The sequence below is a fragment of the Candidatus Pelagibacter sp. Uisw_101 genome (assembly GCF_047727615.1).
Classification (GTDB): domain Bacteria; phylum Pseudomonadota; class Alphaproteobacteria; order Pelagibacterales; family Pelagibacteraceae; genus Pelagibacter.
In genome coordinates this window covers 1061105-1081358 of sequence record NZ_CP159821.1, presented here as the reverse complement: position 1 = coordinate 1081358, position 20254 = coordinate 1061105, and the positions used below count along the sequence as shown (strand labels likewise).

Here is a 20254-nt window from a genome sequence, read left to right as displayed (position 1 = left end):
ATGAAAAAAAAAATCTTAATATTATCTGGTGGTATATCCAAGGAACGGCTAATTAGCTTAGATACTGGAAAACAAGTTGCCAAAGAATTAATCAAAAATAGATATAAGGTTTTAATTAGTGAACCTGATAAAAATCTATCAAAGGATATTACTTTATTTAAACCAGATGTTATTTTTAATGCGCTACATGGACAATTTGGTGAGGATGGATACATTCAAGCAATTTTAGAGACTAAAAAAATTCCATATACGCACTCAGGTATAATTGCATCATCTATAGCAATGGATAAAGAAATTTCAAAAAAAATTTTTATAAAAAATAAAATACTTACTCCAAAATATATTAAATTTAATCATAAAAAAAATAAACTTAATATTATAAAATTAATTGAAAAAAAATTAAAATTCCCTGTAGTAGCAAAACCTATAAATGAAGGGTCCAGCGTTCATGTATATATTTGTGACAAGTCCAATATAATAAAAAATCTAAAAGCTTTAAATGGTTACAATGAAATATTAATTGAGGAATTTATACCAGGTAGAGAAATCCAAGTTGCAATAATGAATAATAAAACACTTGGTGCAATTGAACTTGAGCCTAAAAGAAAATTTTATGATTATGAGGCAAAATATAATTCTAGTGCTAAGACCAAGCACTTAATTCCTGTAGATTTGAGTAAAAATAATCTAGCTAAAATTACTAGCATAGCAAGAGAAGCTCATAAAATTATAGGCTGTAAAGGTGTTACGAGATCCGACTTTAAATTTTTTAACGGGAAGTTTTATTTACTAGAGATAAACACACAGCCAGGAATGACTAAACTTTCATTGGTTCCTGAGATAGCAAAACATAAAGGTATAAGCTTTATAAAATTAATTGAATGGATTCTAAAAGATGCATCAATCAACAGGTAAAAAAAATAAGATAATAATTTATTTATTATTTTTATTCATTTTAAGCACTACTAGTGCAAAGTTTATAAACGATCAAAAAAAATTATCTTCATCAATAAGTAAAATTAATATTACAGGTCTTTCTGAGAGAAAAAATTCAGAGATCTTAAATAACCTTAATAACTTTTTATACAAAAGTATATTTGTCATTAGTGAAGATGAAATAAGAAAGATTTTAGAAAAACATAATATTATACAAGAGTTGAATATAAAAAAAATTTATCCATCAACACTTAATATTGAAATTAAACCAACTAAATTTATTGCTCGAGTTTCTAATAATAGTCAATATCTAGTAGGTGCTAATGGTAAATTAATTGAAGATAAAAGTAACAATGAATTACTCCCATACATTTTTGGTGAATTTAATTCTCTTGATTTTTTGTCATTTAAAAAAAATATCGAAAAATCTATGTTTTCTTTTTCAAATTTAAAAGAATTATCTTTTTTCCCATCGGGTAGGTGGGATATTTTAACTGATAAAGATATTTTGATTAAGCTACCACAAGAACATATTATAGCGTCATTAAATTTATCTAAGAAACTTATCAATAATGATAATTTTAAAGATTATAAATTTATTGATTTGAGAATAAAAAACCATTTAGTTGTTAAGTAATGAGTGATAAAAAATTTCAAACAATAATTGACTGTGGCTTTTCAAAAATAAGAGCAGGTGCATTTAATGAAGAAGAAAAAAATAATCCTTTTTTTATTGAGAGTAATTTTTATACAGATCAATTTAATTTTAAATTAGATATTCAAAAAATTGTTGCATCACTAGAAAAATCAACAAATGAATATATTGATAATATAGATTTGATGATAGATAGTCTAAAAACGATTTCTGTTGCAATTTCTGTATTTAAAAAAATTGAGGAACTAAAATTAAGACAAGATGATATATTATTTTTAATTCAAGAAGCAAAACAGCAAATAAAAAAATATTATTCAGATTATAATATTGCGCATATAATTGTAAATAATTATAAAATTGACAATGTCGATTATTCTGAGTTACCAAATGAAATTGATTGCCAATTCATATCACTAGATATTATTTTTATCTGCCTTCCAAGTGAGTTAGTGCTTAGCTTCAAAAATATTTTTTCAGAATTAAATATATCAATTAATCAAATAATTTGCTCTAGTTATGCAAAATCAATCAATTATAAAAATAATTTAAATTTAACAGGAGAGGTATCTTTCATTGATATTGGTTTTAAAAAAACATCAATTACTTTCTTTAACAATGATAAATTAATCTTTTTGGACGTTCTTCCAATAGGTGGAAACCATATTACTAAAGATATTTCTCTACTTTTAAAGATTGATATTAACGAAGCGGAAAAACTTAAATTAAATTTTGAAAAAAATAGCCAACAAATTGATAATCCAAATTTTTCATTGGAAATGCTGCAAAAAATAGCTTTTGCTAGAACAGAGGAGATTTTAGAATTATGTGATAAATCTCTTGCCTCAAATACGAAGATAAAGACTCAATCTAAGATGATAATGATGGGAGAAGGATCAAAAATTTTAGATAATAAATTTAAAGATAAAATTTCATTTTCTAAAGATATTGATTTTTTAGAGGAAACCCCAGGTGATGTTTGTCAATCTGGGTACAAACTAAGAAAAATATATGACAAACAAGAGGTTGTAGTTGTACCAAAAAAACAAATGAAACAGGGTTTTTTTGAAAAACTTTTTCATTTTTTCAAATAGACTAGTATTTTCTTGTAACATTTGTTGTTTTTCCAAATTTAAATCAATTATTTATAAGAATAATAATGTCTGTTCTTAATCAAAAAACTATCAATAGAGATATTACCTTTAAAGGCGTTGGGCTTCATAGTGGAGTAAATGTAACTATGACGGTTAAACCAGCAAAACCAAATTCAGGAATTCTTTTTAAAAGAGTTGATCTAAAAGAAAATAATATAGTAATTCCGAACATTTTTAATGTTAGTAGTGCAGTATTTTGCACAACCATAGCAAATGAAAGTGGAGTTAGCATATCAACAATAGAACATTTAATGGGAGCATTATACGGTTTAGGAATTGATAACGCTTTAGTAGAGATTGACAATCAAGAAGTGCCAATTCTTGATGGATCAGCAAAACTTTTTATTGAAGAAATATCAAAAGCTGGAATAAAAAATAGTGAAGCACCAATAAAGATTATTAAAATTGAAAAAAGAATTGAATTTAATGATGGTAAAAAAACAATTTCTATAGAGCCAAGCAAAGTTAGTTTAGATATAGATTTTGAACTAAAATATGAAAACAATTTAATTGGAACGCAAAGAAATTTGGTAAGTGTATTTGAGACAGATTTGACTGATATTTATAATTCAAGAACCTTCTGTCTTTTTGAAGATATTAAAAAGTTAAAAGAAATGGGATTAGCTCAAGGAGGTAGTCTTGAGAATGCAATAGTTGTTAAGGATAATGAAATTTTAAATGAAAAAGGCCTTAGAAATAAAAAAGAATTTGTAAACCATAAGATTTTAGATTGTATGGGAGATTTATATCTAGTTGGTTATAAAATAATTGGAAAAATTGTTTGTTCTCAAGGAGGACATAAATTAACTAACCAATTATTGAGAAAAGTTTTTCAACAAGATGAAAATTTTTCATTAATAGAGATTACTGAAAAATATTTACCAAATACCTTCATAAATAAAAGTCACCTAAGATCTATAGCTTAAAAAATAGAGTTTTATTCATAATCTGTTAGAATAAGACAATGCTTTCAAAATTAAAAATTATACTTCTTTTAATCACCTTTACCTTTATTTGGTCTTGTGGAGATAAAACAAAAAAAATATCTGAAATTGTAGAAGTGGATATGGAAATGCAAATGTCTGATGCATACAAAGAGGGCTATTTTGAACTTCAAAGAGGGGACGTTTTATTAGCAGCTAAAAAATTTAATGAGGCTGAGTTGTTGTTTCCACAATCGCCCTGGGCAGCAAAATCTGCAATTATGGCAGCTTATGCATATTATACTCAAGATTATTACGGTGATGCAATTTTTGAGTTAGAAAGATATTTGGTAACATATCCAAATCATAAGGATAAAGTCTATGCACATTTTCTTCTAGGTATGAGTTTTTACGAACAAATAATTGATGAAAAAAAAGACTTAAAATCAATATTAGACTCCAAGGAGCAATTTGAAACTATAATTAGAGATTACCCCAGTACAGAATTTGCCATGGATGCAAAATTTAAAATAGATTTAATTAATGAAATTTTGGCAGCAAAAGAGATGTACATAGCTAGATATTATTTAAAAAAAACTAAGTGGATCCCAGCATTAAATCGATTTAAGACAGTTGTTAAAGATTATAATACAACCATTTACACAGAAGAAGCCCTTCATAGATTGGTCGAAATTAATTATAGACTTGGATTGATAGGTGAGTCAAAAAAATACGCAAACACTTTAGGATACAATTACCAATCTTCTGATTGGTATAAAAATTCTTACAAAGTATTTAATAAAAATTATAGAGATGGTGTAAAAGAATTACAAAAAGATAAAAAGAAAAAGATAGGCTTAATAAAAAGATTTAAGGGATTGTTCGAGTAAAATGAATGATAAAGACCTTGAAATTGAATACTTAAAAAAAATTGATTTATTTCAAAGATATAACAAACATTATTATGATAAAGACAAACCCATTGTATCAGATCAAAAATTTGATCTTTTAAAAAAAGATATAGTAGATTTAGAAAATGAATATAAATTTTTAAAAAGTGAACATTCTCCTACTAAATCCATAGGATTTAAACCATCAAAAAATTTTCAAAAAATAAAACATAAAGTTCCAATGTTGTCACTTGGGAATGCTTTTAATGAAGAAGACTTAAAAAATTTTGAAAAAAAAATAATTAATTTCTTAAGTTTGGAGGATACAAATTCTATTGAATATAGTGCTGAACCAAAAATTGATGGAATATCTGCATCTTTAATTTATATTAATGGAAAATTAACTAAAGGACTTTCTAGAGGAGATGGCAATGAAGGAGAGGATATTACACAAAATTTAAAAACAATTAAGGATATACCTTTAGAAATTATCAAGAGCAACTTCCCCAAAGAAATAGATATTAGAGGTGAGGTTTTTATAGAAAATAATGATTTTAAAAAAATTAATGACAAGTTTGCAAATCCTAGAAATGCTGCTTCTGGATCATTAAGACAAAAAAATTCATTAATAACAGCAAAAATTCCACTAAAATTTATTGCCTACACATACGGTTATGAAAAAAAAATGAATATTAATAATCAAACAAGTTTTTTAGAAAACTTAAAATTATGGGGTTTTAAAACAAACCCATTTAACAAAAAAATTATTGGAGTAAAAAATTTAATATTAAATCATAAAGAATTAGAGGAAAAAAGAAAAGAGTTGGCATTTGATATAGATGGAATTGTTTATAAGGTTGATGATTTTGACTTACAAAAAAGATTAGGTTTTGCTGCTAATGCACCCAGATGGGCGATAGCACATAAGTTTTCAGCCAATAGCTCAATTTCAGAAATTATGAATATTGAAATACAAATTGGTAGAACAGGGGCGCTTACTCCAGTTGCAAAAATTAAACCAGTTAATATAGGTGGAGTAATAGTTTCAAATGCAACACTTCACAATGAAGATGAAATTGTTAGAAAAGATATAAGAGTAGGAGATACAGTCACAGTTGAAAGAGCTGGAGATGTAATTCCACATGTAGTTTTGGTAAATTTAAAAAAAAGAAAACAAAACTCAAAAAAATTTATTTTTCCTCTAAAGTGCCCATCTTGTGGGAGCAAAACAATTAAAGATTATAATGAGATAACGAAAAGACAAGATGCTGTAAGAAGGTGTGCTAGTGAGGGGTTTAAATGTGAAAAAATTGCCATAGAAAAAATTAAACATTTTGTTTCTAAGGATGCATTTAATATAGATGGATTTGGAAAGAAAATTGTTGAAAATTTTTGGAACTTAAAATTAGTTAGACTTCCACAAGATATATTTAAGCTTAATTATAATAAAATAGAAGAACTTGAAGGCTGGGGAAAATTATCAGTTGCTAATTTAAAATTTTCGATTGAAGAAAAAAGAAATATTTCTCTAGAGAGATTTATTTATTCATTAGGTATAAGGCATATTGGGCAAGAAAATGCGAAGCTTATCGCAAGACACCTCAAAATATCATCTAATTTTTTTAGACTATCAGTAGAAAGTAATATTGAAAATTTATCCAATATTGACGGGATTGGAATAACACAAATTCAGTCCATCAAAAAATTTTTCTTAAATAAAACTAATCTTAAAGTGCTGTCTGAACTAGAAAAAAATTTATTAATCAAAGATGTAATTTTAATAAATAATAATGGGCTATTAAAAAATAAAACTTTTATGTTAACTGGAAAGTTAAATGGAATTAGTAGGGCGGAAGCAAAATCATTGATAGAAAAAAATTCAGGAAAAATAATTAGTAACGTTAATAAAAAACTTGATTATTTAATTGCTGGAGACAAACCAACTCTAAAAAAAATAAATACAGCTAAGGATTGGAATGTAAAAGTTATTAATCAGGCAGAATGGTTAAAAATGTTAAATAAGAGTGGCTAACCACTTTCTTTCTTTTTTATTAAGCAAACTAGAAAATTCTGAATAAATATTTAAATGATATTTAAATAAATAGTTTTTTTCTGTTTTATTTAATAGCTCATAGTTAATTAAGTCTTTTTCTAAAGGAGCAAGTGTAAGGTTTTCGAAATTAAAGCTTTTTTTGGTTTCTTTAGCGTAGATTAAGTTTTCGATCCTAATACCAAAGTGGTTTTTTTTATAAAAACCAGGTTCATTGCTTAGGATCATTCCATTTTTTATCTTTATAGAATTATTTTTTGAAATTGATTGAGGTCCTTCATGAACATTTAAAAAAAAACCAACTCCATGTCCTGTTCCGTGGGCATAATCTTGACCTTCTTTTTTTAAAAACTTTCTTGCTTTTATGTCAATTTTTTTTCCGGTGTCATCTTTATTCAAGTTTGTTAAAGCAACCGCAATATGGCCTTTTAATACGTTAGTATAAGCATTTTTGATAAATTTGTTTTGTTTTGAGAATGAAATAGTCCTTGTAACATCTGTAGTACCGTAATGATATTGCCCACCAGAATCTATCAATAAAATATCGTTCTGTTTAATTTTTTTAGTTGTTTTTTTATTAGCTCTATAATGAACAATTGCACCATTTGAACCAGCGCCAGCAATTGTATCAAAACTTGGAAATAAATAATCTTTATTTATTTTTCGAAATTTTTCTAATTTATTTTGCACATACACTTCTGTTATTTTTTTTTTATTAACATTTTTAATCCAATAAATAAATCTTGTTAATGCTAAGCCATCTTTTTTATGGGCTTCAATCATATGTTTTATTTCACTGGAATTTTTGATTGATTTTAGTTCATAAACAGGATCGTCAAATTTAAGTATATTAAATTTTGATTTAATGATTTTTTCATAAAAGATTGAGCAAGTTTTATTATCAATAATAAAATTTTTACCCTTTAAATTATCTAAAAATTGTGGAAGTGAATTGATTGATAAGATTTGTTTCTTTTTAATTTTTTTATCTAATAAAAGGTTTTTTAAATTATTTTCATTTGCTATTAAAAACAATTCCTTTTTTTTATTTAGTATTAATCTAGCATTTGCAATTGGGCTATTTGGATTATCATATCCACGAATATTTAAAAGCCAAGCTACATTTTCAGGTGCTGAAATGAAACAATAATCTGCTTTGTTGCTTTTAAGAAATCTTACAACTTTAGAAATTTTAGAACTATATGACTCACCTACAATTTTCGTGTCTATAGTATAGAATGGTTTTGTATGTTTTTCTTTAAATCTAAATATTTGGTCAATTAAGTTTTGATCAATAGAAATTAAGTTATTATTTATAAAATATTTACTAAGTAATTTGGATGTAAATAGTTTTGAATCGTAGCCTAAATTAAAATTTTTAATAATTGTATGAGGTAGTTTTTTATGAATTTCAATTATCTTAAAATTTTTAGATGATTGTTGATATGCTTGAATAGTATACCTTCCATCAACAAATAAATAATTTTGTTTTTTTAAAACTACTGCAAAACCTGCAGAACCTGAAAAGCCTGTAATATTTTTTAACCTATCATTTTTTGCATATTCAGAAAAATATTCATCATTTTTCGGAATAATATAACCATCAATGTCATATTGTTTAAATTTTTTTCTCAAAATTTTTATTTTTTTTAAAATCATTTAATTCTTTTTTGATATCTTATCCATCCAGGACTTCTAGTTCCTTCTTCAATCTCAAAATCTTGATTAAACTCAAAGTCTTCTTCATTATCTTTAGAGTCATCAAAAAAAGAATTTTTTTCTAAAAATTTTTCTGGTAACTCTTCAATAAACCTTGAAGCCATACTGTCTATCCAATTTCCCTGATAAAATCTATTCATAGCAAAAGATATAAGTGCTTTTTTTTTGGCTCTTGTTATTCCCACATAAGCCAATCGCCTTTCTTCTTCAAGCCCATTTTGGCCTTTTTCTTCAATAGATTTTTGGTGTGGAAAAAGACCTTCTTCCCAGCCTGGTAGGAAAACTACATCAAATTCAAGTCCTTTAGATCCATGCATTGTCATCATGTTAACTTTTTCCCCATCCCAATCTTGATCAACTGATGTAGCAAGAGCAACATGTTCTAAAAAACTTTCTAAATTGTCAAAATCTTTCATCGCACTTAAAAGTTCTTTAATGTTTTCAAGTCTGTTTTCATTTTCTAGATCTTTTTTGTTTTTTAACATACTTGAATAGCCAGATTCATCCAAAACTAATTGTAATAATTTAACATGGTTAATTTTTTTAATATTAATGTCATTCCTCCACTTATCCATGAGGAATAAAAAAGAGCTAAGACCAATTTTAGTTTTGGGCTTAATTAAATTCTCTTCAATTAATTTATTGGAAGCAATTTCTAAACTAACAGAGTTTTTTTTTGAAAATTCATGTATTAATTTTATAGTACTTTCACCAATTGCTCTTTTAGGATTATTCACTATTCGACCAAATGCCAAGTCATCTTTTGGTTGGTGAATCAATCTTAAATAGGCAACACAATCTTTAATTTCTGCTCTTTCATAAAATTTTGTCCCACCAAGAATTCTATAAGGTAAACCAATTTTCAAAAATCTTTCCTCAAACTCTCTTGTTTGGAAAATAGCTCTAACTAAAATAGCAATATTGTTAAAAGAATATTTTTTTTTAAGTTTTTTTTCAATTTCATCAGAAACTCCTATTGCTTCATCTTTTCCATTCTTAAAACAATTAAGTTTTACCAGATCTCCTTCCTCCATAGTTGTCTTTAAAGTTTTCCCAACCCTGTTTTGATTGTTGGCTATAAGATTTGAAGCAACAGATAATATATTTTGAGAGGAACGATAATTTTCTTCTAATCTTATTACTTTTGAATTTTTATACACTTGATCAAATTCTAAGAAATTTTTTATTTCTGCTCCACGCCAACTATAAATTGATTGATCATCGTCTCCAACACAACACAAATTTTTATGTTTTTCTGAAAGCAGATTAAGCCATCTACTTTGTATATAATTAGTGTCTTGATATTCATCCACAAGTATGTATTTAAAATTGTTTGAATAAATATTTCTTATGTCTTGGTTTTTTTCTAAAATTTTAACTACATGTAAAATTAAATCTCCAAAGTCACATGCATTCAAATCTAATAATTTTTGTTGATAGATTTTATAAAGAGGAAGTATGGTTCTCTCAAAAATATCATTTTTATTTATAACAACTTCGTCTGGATAAAACCCTTTATTTTTCCATCTATCAACTATTGAAAGAATAAATTTTGGAGCTAATTGTTTTATGTCGATATTTTCAGCTTTACATATATTCTTGATTAATCTTACCTGGTCATCTGTATCAATAATTGTAAAATTAGAAGTTAATCCAGCCGCTGGTGCATGTTTTCTGAGAAGCTTTGCACATATAGAGTGAAAGGTCCCAAGCCACGAAAGCCCTATAGCCTCAGAATTTAATATAGAGCTCACTCTGTTTTGCATCTCTTTTGCAGCCTTATTAGTAAAAGTCACTGATAAGATTTGGTTTGGAAAAGCTTTTTTTTCATTGATTATATGAGCAATTCTTGAGGTGAGAACTTTTGTTTTCCCAGATCCGGCTCCTGCAACAATTAGCAAAGGTCCATCAAGATATAAAACGGCTTCTTTTTGAGCATTATTTAGATTGTTTAAATATTCAGAGTTTATCATTCTTTAAATTTCATTATAAGATATTTAACATTTCAACAAGATTTATGAAAAAAATTGTTAAAAACTTTAATAACTTTATTAAAAAGACAATATTCAAAGTTGAGAATAAAACAAATGATAAGTTTGATGTCAGCAACTTTAGTAAATATATAATAGCTATTATTGTTGTATTATTTATTTACATTTTTTATTTATCGATACCTCTTTTATACGACAAAAATTCGGTACAAAATAAAATTGTAACCAAATTAAGTGCTGAATTTAATATAAATCTAAGCAATTCATTTGATATTTCCTATCGTATTTTACCAAAGCCTCATTATTTAATCAAAGACACAAAAACTACTTTAGCAGAGATCAAAGATTTAGCTGTTTATATTAGCCAAAATAATTTTTTTAATAAAGATAGCATTAGAATAAACAAAGTAGTTATAGAAGGTGCAAATTTTTCTTTATTAAAAGATAATTTTAAAACGTTTTATAAATATAGTGAAAATAAATTTTCTAAAAAAAAAATTAAAATTAATAATAGTAATATTTTTTTAAAAAACAATTTAAATGAAGTAATTTCAATTATTAAAATCTCTAATGCATTTTTATTTTTTGATGAGAAAAATTTATTTAATTTATTTGATTTAAACGGTGAAGTTTTTAATATACCTTTTAAACTAAAATATCAAAATACACTTGATTTACAAAAACAAATTGAAATAAAAGCTCCTGGTCTTAAACTTGAAATTATAAATAGATTTTTTAAAAAAGATGAAGACTTAAGTAATGGAATAAATAATATTTCTATTTTAAGTTCAGATATTAATACGAAATACAATATTAAGGACCAAATAGTAATATTTCAATCAGCTGGTTCTAGAGTTTATAATTCTAAAATAGCTTATAACGGACAACTTGCAATAAATCCATTTGATCTAAATCTAAAAATTAAATTATATAATTATAAAATTTCTAATTTATTTACACCAAATTCTATCTTCAATGAATTTATTAAATCAGGTTTATTATTTAATGAAAATATTAGTGTACACACTTTAGTAAATATTGAATCTACAAAAAAAGATGAAATTTTTAATGAAGCTAAAATAGATTTAAGAATTTTAAATGGCAAAATAAGTTTTGATAACTCGATATTTATTAACAATAATATTGGTTTAATAGAAGTTTCTAATAGTGATTTATTTTTAGAAAATGATAAATTAATTTTAAGTGCTAATTTATCAATAGATATTAAAAATACTAATAGATTATATTCTTTTTTAAACACCAATAAAAGATTAAGAAAAAATATTAAAAACATTAAGCTAAATATAATTTATGATTTTTTGAGTAATGAAATTGTGTTTAAAAACATTAAGATAGACGATAATGAAGTGAGTGACCAATTCTTGAATGTAGTTGAAGGTTTTAATGATAATAATTCTAATAATTTAACTAAAAGCAGAAAGTTACTGAACGAATTAATTAATCTTTATGCGGGGTAAATCATTTTTTTAGGATCTACTATTTTCTCATAATCTTTCTCATCAACAAGGCCTGTTTTAAGAGTTTCATGTTTTAGCGTTGTCCCATTTTTTAGAGCAGTCTTTGCAATCTTTGCTGCATTATCATACCCGATATGTGGTGCTAGCGCTGTTACTAGCATTAATGAATTATCTAGATGTTCTTTAATTCTTTTCTTGTTAGCTTTTATTCCTTTAACACAATAAATTGAAAAATTTTTAGTACTATCTGCAATAAGATCTATCGATTGAAGTATATTATGAGCAATCATTGGCTTAAATACATTCAATTCAAAATGCCCATGAGATCCAGCAACTGTAATTCCAGTATGATTGCCTATTACTTTGGCACAAACCATTGTTACTGCCTCACATTGAGTAGGATTAACCTTTCCTGGCATAATGGATGAACCAGGTTCATTTTCTGGTAATATTAACTCACCATATCCAGCACGAGGTCCTGAACCTAAAAATCTTATATCATTTGATATTTTCATTAATGCAACAGCACAAGTATTTAGTGTGCCTGAAAAATTTACAATAGAATCGTGAGCTGCAAGTTCTGCAAATTTGTTTGGAGCTGGTATAAAAGGGATTTTAGTATATTTGGCAATCTCTTTAACAATTTTTTTATCAAAACCTTTTTTAGAGTTAATACCCGTCCCAACAGCTGTTCCACCTTGTGCTAAAAAATAAATTTCTTTAAGTGCAAGCTCTATTCTCTCAACGCATTTTTTTAACTGTATCTGATAGCCTGAAAATTCCTGTCCAAGTGATAAAGGTGTTGCATCTTGCAAGTGGGTTCTGCCAATTTTAATAATATTTTTAAATTCCTTAGATTTTTTTGCTAACTCTTTTTCTAAAGTTTTTAAGCTAGGTAATAGTTTTGATATAGTTTCTTGAGCAACAGATATATGCATAGCTGTTGGAAAAACATCGTTTGTTGATTGAGATTTATTTACATGATCATTTGGATGAACTGGTTTTTTTGAACCTTTTTTTCCACCTAATATTTCAATTGCTCTATTTGCAATCACTTCATTCACATTCATATTAGTTTGTGTACCAGAGCCTGTTTGCCAAACTTTTAAAGGAAAATTTTCATCTAGCTTTCCTTTAATAACCTCATCTGAAGCTTTAATTATTGAATTGGTAATTTTTTTATTGATCTGTTTTTCTTTATAATGCACTAAAGCAGCAGATCTTTTAATGATTGCAATAGATTTTATTATTGAAATATTAACTAAAATTTTTCCAATATTAAAAAACTTGTTAGATCTTTGAGTTGATGCACCCCAATATTTATCACTAGGTACGTTGATACTTCCAATACTGTCGAATTCTTTTCTTAATTTCATTGATTAATATATAATTAGTAATTTAATATACTTATATATTAATTTTTAAAAACTTACAGGAGCTAAATGTCAAATTTTAACAAAGTAAAAACTTTTATGGAAACCTTTGGTCAAGAAGTCAAAACTAAGCCATCTTTTAGCACTGATAAAATCAATAATCTTAGATATGATTTAATAAAAGAGGAATTAGAAGAGCTTAAAGAAGCAATGGAGAATAAAGATCTTTTAGAAGTTGCAGATGCTTTAACAGATATATTGTATGTAACTTATGGGGCTGGACATGCGTTTGGCATTGATCTTGATAAGTGTTTTGAAGAAGTACAAAGTTCAAATATGAGTAAATTAGGTGAAGATGGCAAACCTATCTATAACGAATCTGGAAAAGTTATGAAGGGCCCCAAATATTTTAAACCTGATTTAACTAAATTTATAAATTAGTAGGGGCGTTCTGTTACCCGGTGCCCCAGACCGTGCTTCTATAATTAACCTAAGTTAATTATGCAGCAATAGCGTAACTTTCGTTAGCATTTAAAATTTAGCCCGTTACGGTGGAACAATCCCGAACGAAAGAATAGCCTTTAGTCACCCGTCGATCCTGTTTCACCCCCATAAGTTGTAATGGTGGAGGTGGTGGGTACTGCCCCCACGTCCGTAATGGTTATTACGAAATTCGTTTATCGTCGTAGTTGGCAAGCCAACAGTATTAATATAAAAGCATTTGAAAGAGATTCAATAAAAAAAAAAATTCAATAAAAATAATGAAATTAACTACAGAACAAGCACAAGAAATTAAAGATCAACAGTCTCAACAAAACCAAACAAAAAGAGTTACTGCCCCGGCACTTGAAAATATTCTTTATGAGGCAATACCCGCATTAGACCACGGCTTTGTAAGAGTTGTTGATTATATGGGTGATGATACTTCAATTGTTCAATCAGCTAGAGTTTCCTATGGAAAAGGTACTAAAAAAGTCTCAACAGATGCAGGCTTAATTAAATATTTAATGAGACATTGGCATAGCACCCCATTTGAAATGTGTGAAATAAAATATCATGTTAAACTTCCAATTTTTATTGCACGACAATGGATTAGACATAGAACTGCAAATGTAAATGAATATTCAGCTAGATATTCTATTTTAGATAAAGAATTTTATTTACCTAGTGCAGAAAATTTAGCAGCACAATCTTCGAGTAATAGACAGGGAAGAGGTGATGTTTTAGAGGGTGAACAGGCAAAGGAAGTTTTAGAACTTTTAAAAAATGATTCAGAAAGAACATATGATAATTATGAAACCATGCTTAATGAAAGATTTGATGGATCAACTATTGATGAAAATAAAAAAGGACTAGCAAGAGAACTTGCAAGAATGAATTTAACTTTAAACACTTATACACAATGGTATTGGAAAACTGATTTATTAAACTTAATGAATTTTTTAAGATTAAGAGCGGATAGCCATGCTCAATATGAAATAAGAGTTTATGCTGATATTATGTTGGACACTGTTAAGAAATGGGTACCTATAACCTATGATGCATTTATGGACTATAGAGTGGGTGGCACAGAAGTTTCAGCTAAAGGAAAAGTTATCATTCAAAAACTTATTAAAGGTGAAGATGTTAATCCAGATAGTTCAGGCTTATCTAAAAGAGAATGGAATGAACTAATGGTTTCTTTTGATCTTAAAGATAAGTTGATTTAATTTTTCTAGCAAAGTCTAAATATATTTTAGAAATTTCGTGCTCAGGATTAGCTTCAACAATTGGCTTTCCTTCATCACCACATTTACCAACCTCAGGATTTATTGGAATTTCTCCTAAAAATTCTTTTTCAAACTCTTCAGCAGTTCGCTTAACCCCACCTTCACCAAAAATTTTATATTTTTTCCCATCATCACCTTTGAAATAACTCATGTTATCAACTAAACCTAAAATCTTAACTCCAAGCTTATCAAACATTTTAATACCTCTTTTAACATCAAGAAGTGCCACTTCTTGAGGAGTTGAAACAATAATTGCTCCATCCATTTTAATTTCTTGAGAAAAAGTTAATTGAGTATCTCCAGTCCCAGGAGGCATATCAACAATTATAAAATCTAAATCTTTCCAACCAACTTTTTGTGTAAAAGTTTTAATTGCACTAGTAACCATAGGTCCACGCCAAATCATTGGAGTTTGTTGGTCAGCAAGAAAACCAATGGACATACATTGAATATCATATTTTGTAATTGGAGTTAATGTTTGGCCATCACTTTTTGGTTTTTCATTAATATCAAACATTTTTGGAATTGAAGGACCATAAATATCTGCATCAAGTAATCCAACTTTGCAGCCAATTTGTTTTAAAGCTAAAGCAAGATTAGTTGCAAAAGTTGATTTTCCAACTCCTCCTTTTGCACTTGATACCGCTATTGTAAATTTTGTTCCTAAAATTGGGTTCTTTGTGAACTTTCTGGGCTCCAATTTTTTCTTCATTGCGTCACTTAGTTCTGGCTTTTTGTCTGTCATAAGCTCATCATTACTTGTTTTTTATTAGAAAGACATTATATACTTTGTCATATGTCAGATGATTTTCAAGGTAGAGGCGGAAGCCCATGGGGAACACCTCCAGGTGGAGGAAACGGTTCTGGAAAAGGACCTACACCACCAGACATCGATGCATTAATTAGAGATATTCAAAGTAAAATAAAAAAATTTTTACCTGGTGGAAGCTCATCAGGAGGTAAACCAATTGGTTTAATTTTAATTATCATAGCGTTTGTATGGTTAGCAAGCGGACTTTATAGAGTGGGACCCGATGAACAAGGTGTTGTGCTTAGATTTGGTAAGTTTGTAAAAACTACTCAACCAGGATTGCATTATCATATTCCACTTCCAGTAGAGACAGTTGAGACACCAAAAGTTACAAAAGTAAATAGAATTGATATTGGATTTAGATCTGAAAGAGATAGTGGTTTTTCACAAGGTGGAGGAGTTGCTGATGTTCCTCAAGAAAGTTTAATGTTAACGGGTGATGAAAACATAGTTAATATAGATTTTTCAGTTTTCTGGGTAATTAAAGATGCGGGTAAATTTTTATTTGAAATACAAGATCCAGAAGGAACAGTAAAAGCTGCAGCAGAGACAGCAATGAGAGAAGTAATTGCAAAAAGTAAAATTCAACCAGTTTTAACTGAGGGAAGAGCTCAAATTGAAATTGAAACTCAGGAAATTATTCAATCAATTCTAGATGAATACAATAGTGGTATTCAAATTACACAAGTTCAAACACAAAAAGCAGATCCACCTGATCAAGTAATTGATGCGTTTAGAGATGTTCAAGCAGCAAGAGCAGATATGGAAAGATCTAAAAATGAAGCTGAAGCTTATGCTAACGATGTTATTCCAAGAGCAAGAGGGGAAGCTGCAAAAATTATGCAAGCAGCAGAAGCTTATAAACAAAAAGTTGTTGCTCAAGCAGAAGGTGAAGCTAGCAGATTTATATCTATTTATAATGAGTATGCGAAAGCTAAAGAAGTAACTCAAGAAAGAATGTATTTAGAGACTATGGAGAAAGTTTTAGCAGATATTGATAAAGTAATAATTGAAAAAAATGCAGGATCAGGTGTAGTACCTTATTTACCGTTACCTGAACTAGGTAAGAAGAAAGCAAAAAATTAATGAAAGCACAAAAAATTTTATTACCAATAGTTATTTTAATAGGAGCATTAGCGTTCTTTTCTATATTTATTGTTAAAGAGGTTAATCAAGCAATTGTACTTCAGTTTGGTGATCCTAAAAAAATCATACTAAAACCAGGTTTAAATTTTAAAATACCTTTTATCCAAAATGTTGTATTTTTAGATAGCAGAATTTTAAATCTTGATACACCACCAGCAGAAGTTATTGCATCTGACCAAAAAAGATTAATTGTTGATGCTTTTGCAAGATTTCAAATTGTAGATCCTTTAAAATTCTATATTTCAGTAGGAAATGAAAGAGTTGCAAGATCAAGGTTAGCAACAATTATTAACTCAAGAATTAGAAATGTTTTAGGACAACAAGAATTACAAACATTACTATCAAAAGATAGATCTAAGCAAATGTCTTTAATTCAAGAAGGTGTAAACGCAGAAGCTAAAAAATTTGGAATTAAAATTGTAGATGTTAGAATTAAAAGAGCTGATTTACCTCAAGCGAATAGTGAAGCAATCTATAGAAGAATGCAAACTGAAAGAGAAAGAGAAGCTAAAGAATTTAGAGCAAGAGGTGCAGAAATGGCGGTAACTATTACATCAACTGCTGATAAAGATGTTTCAGTATTGCTAGCTAATGCAAATAAAGATTCAGAGATTATGAAAGGTCAAGGAGATGGTGAAAGAAATGCAATTTTTGCAGATGCATTTGGTAGAGACCCAGAATTTTTTGCTTTCTATAGAGCAATGCAAGCTTATGAAACAGCTTTAATAGGTGGAGACACTTCGGTAATTTTATCTCCTGATAGTGAATTCTTTAAATTTTTTGGTAACATAAAACCTAAAAATTAATCCAAAACAATGAAAGAGCTAATTATAGCTTTTGGTCTTTTCCTCTTCTTAGAGGGAATTCTATATGCCTTATTTCCATCCAAAATGAAAAGTATATTGCTAAAATTAAATGATGTGACTAATAGTCAATTAAGAACAGGTGGATTGATATTTGCAGTCATAGGATTTATGATTATTTGGTATATAAAAAATTAAAATGAATAAAATTAAAAAATTACTAATAGTATTTTTTACATTAACTTTTGTAATGCAAGTAAATGCTAAAGATGCACCAGCATCATTTGCTGATTTGGCAGAAAGATTAATGCCATCAGTTGTAAATATTTCAACAACAACAACTGTTACTACGAATACTAATCCTTTTCCAGGATTTCAATTTCCTCCAGGATCACCATTTGAAGATATGTTTAAAGAATTTGGCACACCTCAAACAAGGAAGTCTGCTGCCTTAGGATCAGGATTTATAATTGATGCAAAAGGAATTGTGATCACTAATAATCATGTAATACAAGATGCAGAAGACATTGTTGTTAGGGTAGGTGGGGATAAAGAATATAAAGCCACAATTATTGGAGCAGATCCTTTATCTGACATTGCAGTTCTTCAAATAGATTCAAAAGAAAAATTTACACCAGTTAAATTTGGAAATTCTGATCAAGCAAGAATAGGGGATTGGGTTATTGCAATCGGTAATCCTTTTGGTTTAGGCGGAACAGTTACTGCAGGAATAATATCGGCAAGAAATAGATCAATAGGTCTATCTCGTTATGAAGATTACATTCAAACAGACGCCTCAATAAACTCTGGAAATTCAGGTGGCCCTTTATTTGATATGAATGGTGATGTAGTAGGAATTAATACAGCTATTTTAGGCAAAGGTGGATCTATTGGTATAGGTTTTTCTATACCATCGAATGATGCAAAAAAAGTTGTTAGTCAGCTAATAGAGTTTGGTGAAACTAAAAGAGGATGGCTAGGAGTTAGAATTCAGGTAGTAACTAAAGAAATTGCTGAAGTTGAAAAATTAGATGAACCTAGAGGTGCGTTAGTTGCTAGTGTTGCTGAAAAAAGTCCATCTGACAAAGCAGGAATTAAAGCTGGAGATATTATATTGGAATTTAATAATACTAAGATTAGAGAAATGAAAGAACTACCAATAATTGTTGCACAAACAGAAGTTGGCAAAACTGTAGATGTCAAAATTTGGAGAAATAAAAGAGAGATTACTAAAAAGATTAAATTAGGAAGACTTGAAACTTCAGAAGATTTTAAAGTAGAAAAAAAAGAAACTAAAGAAGAAACACCTGAAATTTCTGAAATTAAATCTTTAAAAATAATAGTAAGACCATTGAATAATAAAGATATTAAACAAAGAAAATTACCTAATCAAACAACAGGTTTGGTTATAACAAATATTGGAAAAAATAGTCCAGTAAATTACTTAAATATAGGAGATATTATTGTTGAAGCTCAAAAGAAAAAGATTAAATCAACTAAAGATCTTGAAGATATTCTGGGCACTGTTTTAAAATCTAATCAAAAAACAATTTTAATTGTAATTTATAACAATCAAAATCAAAGAAGGTATATTGGCGTTAAGCTAGATTAATAATGGACAAACAGTCCAAAATTATTCTAATTTCAGGTCCGACCGCTTCAGGCAAATCAAATTTTGCTGTTAAAATTGCAAAAAAGATTCAAGGAGAAATAATCAATGCTGATAGCATGCAGGTTTATAAGAAGTTAAAAATATTAACTGCAAGACCAAATAGAATAGAACAAAAAAATATTAAACATCATCTTTATGGAATTGTTGATTTGAATGAAAAATTTTCAACAGGACAATGGTTGGAACTCGCAATTAAAAAGATTAAAAGTATTCAAAAAAAGAAAAAAATTCCAATCTTAGCTGGTGGTACTGGTTTATATTTTCAGTCATTAATTAATGGTTTAGTTAAAATTCCAGAGATACCTCTTAATTTTAGAAATAAAGTTAGACTAATGTCTAAAAGAGAAGGACAAAAAAAATTTTATAAAAAACTTTTAAAGTTAGACCCCAAAATTAAAGATAAATTTGATCCAAATGATACACAAAGATCTATAAGAGCTTATGAAATTAAATCTTATACTAACATCTCTATGTACGATTGGTTAACTAAGACTAAATCTGAATTTAAAGATAGTGACTTTTTAAAACTTCATATTGAAACAAAAAGAGAAAAACTCATTGAAAGAATTAACTTAAGGACTTCTACTATGATAAATAGTGGAGCCATTAATGAAGTTAAAAAATTTATTAAACTAAAAATTAGAAAAGATCAGAGTGTAAATAAGGTAATTGGGATTGCCGAATTGACACAGTATCTAAATGATAAAACCACTTTAGAAGAAGCAAAAGAATTAATATCAATTAAAACAAGACAATACGCTAAAAGACAAGCTACTTGGGCAAGAACCAGGATGGTCTCATGGGTTAAAATTGATTCAAGCAAAGTAGATGGTTATATAAAAAAATTAAAAAAATCCTCTCTTAAACTTGACCAATTAACATAAAGT

General features: G+C 27.8%; 18 protein-coding genes and 1 other RNA gene. 14 read left to right on the top strand and 5 right to left on the bottom strand.

Annotated elements, in window-relative coordinates; genetic code table 11:
* The 6 genes from ABXT48_RS05805 (at position 1) to ligA (ending at position 6587) form a co-directional block, all read left to right on the top strand.
* A complete protein-coding gene (locus ABXT48_RS05805; RefSeq protein ID WP_415286056.1) occupies positions 1 to 915 on the top strand; it encodes a D-alanine--D-alanine ligase in 915 nt (304 codons plus the stop codon).
* Positions 896 to 1573 carry a cell division protein FtsQ/DivIB gene (locus ABXT48_RS05800; RefSeq protein WP_415302808.1) on the top strand — a complete coding sequence of 226 codons (678 nt, stop codon included), beginning with the start codon at positions 896 to 898 and terminating at the stop codon, positions 1571 to 1573. Before ABXT48_RS05805 ends, ABXT48_RS05800 begins: the two co-directional genes overlap by 20 nt.
* On the top strand, positions 1573 to 2682 hold the full coding sequence (locus tag ABXT48_RS05795; protein WP_415302806.1) for a cell division FtsA domain-containing protein: 1110 nt from the start codon (positions 1573 to 1575) through the stop codon (positions 2680 to 2682). The genes ABXT48_RS05800 and ABXT48_RS05795 overlap by 1 nt, the downstream gene beginning before the upstream one ends.
* A gap of 65 nt (positions 2683 to 2747) precedes the next feature.
* Positions 2748 to 3668, top strand: coding sequence for a UDP-3-O-acyl-N-acetylglucosamine deacetylase (gene lpxC, locus ABXT48_RS05790; RefSeq protein WP_415286053.1), 921 nt, complete (start codon positions 2748 to 2750; stop codon positions 3666 to 3668).
* A 38-nt stretch (positions 3669 to 3706) separates the two neighbouring features.
* On the top strand, positions 3707 to 4555 hold the full coding sequence (locus tag ABXT48_RS05785; RefSeq protein WP_415286051.1) for an outer membrane protein assembly factor BamD: 849 nt from the start codon (positions 3707 to 3709) through the stop codon (positions 4553 to 4555).
* A 1-nt stretch (position 4556) separates the two neighbouring features.
* On the top strand, positions 4557 to 6587 hold the full coding sequence (gene ligA, locus ABXT48_RS05780) for an NAD-dependent DNA ligase LigA (protein ID WP_415302804.1): 2031 nt from the start codon (positions 4557 to 4559) through the stop codon (positions 6585 to 6587).
* On the opposite strand, the gene ABXT48_RS05775 is transcribed toward ligA, so the two are convergent.
* The gene (locus ABXT48_RS05775) at positions 6570 to 8264 is read right to left on the bottom strand and encodes a M24 family metallopeptidase (RefSeq protein ID WP_415286050.1); all 1695 of its coding nucleotides are present in this window, start codon (positions 8262 to 8264) and stop codon (positions 6570 to 6572) included. The two genes, ligA and ABXT48_RS05775, sit on opposite strands and share 18 nt — an antisense overlap.
* On the bottom strand, positions 8261 to 10297 hold the full coding sequence (locus tag ABXT48_RS05770) for an ATP-dependent helicase (protein WP_415302803.1): 2037 nt from the start codon (positions 10295 to 10297) through the stop codon (positions 8261 to 8263). The genes ABXT48_RS05775 and ABXT48_RS05770 overlap by 4 nt, the downstream gene beginning before the upstream one ends.
* A gap of 44 nt (positions 10298 to 10341) precedes the next feature.
* Here ABXT48_RS05770 and ABXT48_RS05765 point away from each other — a divergent pair, with 44 nt between their 5' ends.
* A complete protein-coding gene (locus tag ABXT48_RS05765; RefSeq protein ID WP_415302801.1) occupies positions 10342 to 11793 on the top strand; it encodes a hypothetical protein in 1452 nt (483 codons plus the stop codon).
* On the opposite strand, the gene fumC is transcribed toward ABXT48_RS05765, so the two are convergent.
* Positions 11781 to 13169 (bottom strand): class II fumarate hydratase, encoded by a 1389-nt coding sequence (gene fumC, locus ABXT48_RS05760; RefSeq protein ID WP_415286046.1) that lies wholly within the window; start codon positions 13167 to 13169, stop codon positions 11781 to 11783. The two genes, ABXT48_RS05765 and fumC, sit on opposite strands and share 13 nt — an antisense overlap.
* A 66-nt stretch (positions 13170 to 13235) precedes the next feature.
* On the opposite strand from fumC, the gene ABXT48_RS05755 reads away from it, so the two are divergent.
* The gene (locus ABXT48_RS05755) at positions 13236 to 13607 is read left to right on the top strand and encodes a phosphoribosyl-ATP diphosphatase (protein WP_415286045.1); all 372 of its coding nucleotides are present in this window, start codon (positions 13236 to 13238) and stop codon (positions 13605 to 13607) included.
* Here the strand turns inward: ABXT48_RS05755 and ssrA are convergent.
* Positions 13606 to 13906: a transfer-messenger RNA gene (ssrA, locus tag ABXT48_RS05750) on the bottom strand. The genes ABXT48_RS05755 and ssrA overlap by 2 nt on opposite strands.
* Positions 13907 to 13927: 21 nt before the next feature.
* On the opposite strand from ssrA, the gene thyX reads away from it, so the two are divergent.
* Positions 13928 to 14875, top strand: coding sequence for an FAD-dependent thymidylate synthase (gene thyX, locus ABXT48_RS05745; protein ID WP_415286044.1), 948 nt, complete (start codon positions 13928 to 13930; stop codon positions 14873 to 14875).
* Here thyX and ABXT48_RS05740 read toward each other — a convergent pair.
* On the bottom strand, positions 14856 to 15680 hold the full coding sequence (locus tag ABXT48_RS05740) for an Mrp/NBP35 family ATP-binding protein (protein ID WP_415277969.1): 825 nt from the start codon (positions 15678 to 15680) through the stop codon (positions 14856 to 14858). The two genes, thyX and ABXT48_RS05740, sit on opposite strands and share 20 nt — an antisense overlap.
* A gap of 51 nt (positions 15681 to 15731) precedes the next feature.
* Here ABXT48_RS05740 and hflK point away from each other — a divergent pair, with 51 nt between their 5' ends.
* Genes hflK through miaA form a run of 5 tightly spaced genes read left to right on the top strand, consistent with a single transcriptional unit; the run spans position 15732 to position 20251 of the window.
* On the top strand, positions 15732 to 16832 hold the full coding sequence (gene hflK / locus ABXT48_RS05735) for an FtsH protease activity modulator HflK (protein WP_415302800.1): 1101 nt from the start codon (positions 15732 to 15734) through the stop codon (positions 16830 to 16832).
* Complete coding sequence (hflC, locus tag ABXT48_RS05730; RefSeq protein WP_415302799.1) at positions 16832 to 17698, top strand: protease modulator HflC; 867 nt, start codon at positions 16832 to 16834, stop codon at positions 17696 to 17698. Before hflK ends, hflC begins: the two co-directional genes overlap by 1 nt.
* Positions 17699 to 17707: 9 nt before the next feature.
* Entirely contained in the window at positions 17708 to 17893 is a 186-nt protein-coding gene (locus tag ABXT48_RS05725) for a DUF2065 domain-containing protein (protein WP_415286039.1), read from the top strand.
* A 1-nt stretch (position 17894) separates the two neighbouring features.
* The gene (locus tag ABXT48_RS05720; protein WP_415286038.1) at positions 17895 to 19307 is read left to right on the top strand and encodes a Do family serine endopeptidase; all 1413 of its coding nucleotides are present in this window, start codon (positions 17895 to 17897) and stop codon (positions 19305 to 19307) included.
* A gap of 2 nt (positions 19308 to 19309) precedes the next feature.
* Entirely contained in the window at positions 19310 to 20251 is a 942-nt protein-coding gene (gene miaA / locus ABXT48_RS05715) for a tRNA (adenosine(37)-N6)-dimethylallyltransferase MiaA (RefSeq protein ID WP_415302797.1), read from the top strand.
* Positions 20252 to 20254 lie beyond the last annotated feature (3 nt).

Excerpts from the sequence above, each read along its gene's own strand:
- ABXT48_RS05805 (WP_415286056.1), top strand. The coding sequence starts at position 1 with ATGAAAAAAAAAATCTTAATATTATCTGGTGGTATATCCAAGGAACGG.
- ABXT48_RS05800 (WP_415302808.1), top strand. The coding sequence starts at position 896 with ATGCATCAATCAACAGGTAAAAAAAATAAGATAATAATTTATTTATTA.
- ABXT48_RS05795 (WP_415302806.1), top strand. The coding sequence starts at position 1,573 with ATGAGTGATAAAAAATTTCAAACAATAATTGACTGTGGCTTTTCAAAA.
- lpxC (WP_415286053.1), top strand. The coding sequence starts at position 2,748 with ATGTCTGTTCTTAATCAAAAAACTATCAATAGAGATATTACCTTTAAA.
- ABXT48_RS05785 (WP_415286051.1), top strand. The coding sequence starts at position 3,707 with ATGCTTTCAAAATTAAAAATTATACTTCTTTTAATCACCTTTACCTTT.
- ligA (WP_415302804.1), top strand. The coding sequence starts at position 4,557 with ATGAATGATAAAGACCTTGAAATTGAATACTTAAAAAAAATTGATTTA.
- ABXT48_RS05775 (WP_415286050.1), bottom strand. The coding sequence starts at position 8,264 with ATGATTTTAAAAAAAATAAAAATTTTGAGAAAAAAATTTAAACAATAT.
- ABXT48_RS05770 (WP_415302803.1), bottom strand. The coding sequence starts at position 10,297 with ATGATAAACTCTGAATATTTAAACAATCTAAATAATGCTCAAAAAGAA.
- ABXT48_RS05765 (WP_415302801.1), top strand. The coding sequence starts at position 10,342 with ATGAAAAAAATTGTTAAAAACTTTAATAACTTTATTAAAAAGACAATA.
- fumC (WP_415286046.1), bottom strand. The coding sequence starts at position 13,169 with ATGAAATTAAGAAAAGAATTCGACAGTATTGGAAGTATCAACGTACCT.
- ABXT48_RS05755 (WP_415286045.1), top strand. The coding sequence starts at position 13,236 with ATGTCAAATTTTAACAAAGTAAAAACTTTTATGGAAACCTTTGGTCAA.
- thyX (WP_415286044.1), top strand. The coding sequence starts at position 13,928 with ATGAAATTAACTACAGAACAAGCACAAGAAATTAAAGATCAACAGTCT.
- ABXT48_RS05740 (WP_415277969.1), bottom strand. The coding sequence starts at position 15,680 with ATGACAGACAAAAAGCCAGAACTAAGTGACGCAATGAAGAAAAAATTG.
- hflK (WP_415302800.1), top strand. The coding sequence starts at position 15,732 with ATGTCAGATGATTTTCAAGGTAGAGGCGGAAGCCCATGGGGAACACCT.
- hflC (WP_415302799.1), top strand. The coding sequence starts at position 16,832 with ATGAAAGCACAAAAAATTTTATTACCAATAGTTATTTTAATAGGAGCA.
- ABXT48_RS05725 (WP_415286039.1), top strand. The coding sequence starts at position 17,708 with ATGAAAGAGCTAATTATAGCTTTTGGTCTTTTCCTCTTCTTAGAGGGA.
- ABXT48_RS05720 (WP_415286038.1), top strand. The coding sequence starts at position 17,895 with ATGAATAAAATTAAAAAATTACTAATAGTATTTTTTACATTAACTTTT.
- miaA (WP_415302797.1), top strand. The coding sequence starts at position 19,310 with ATGGACAAACAGTCCAAAATTATTCTAATTTCAGGTCCGACCGCTTCA.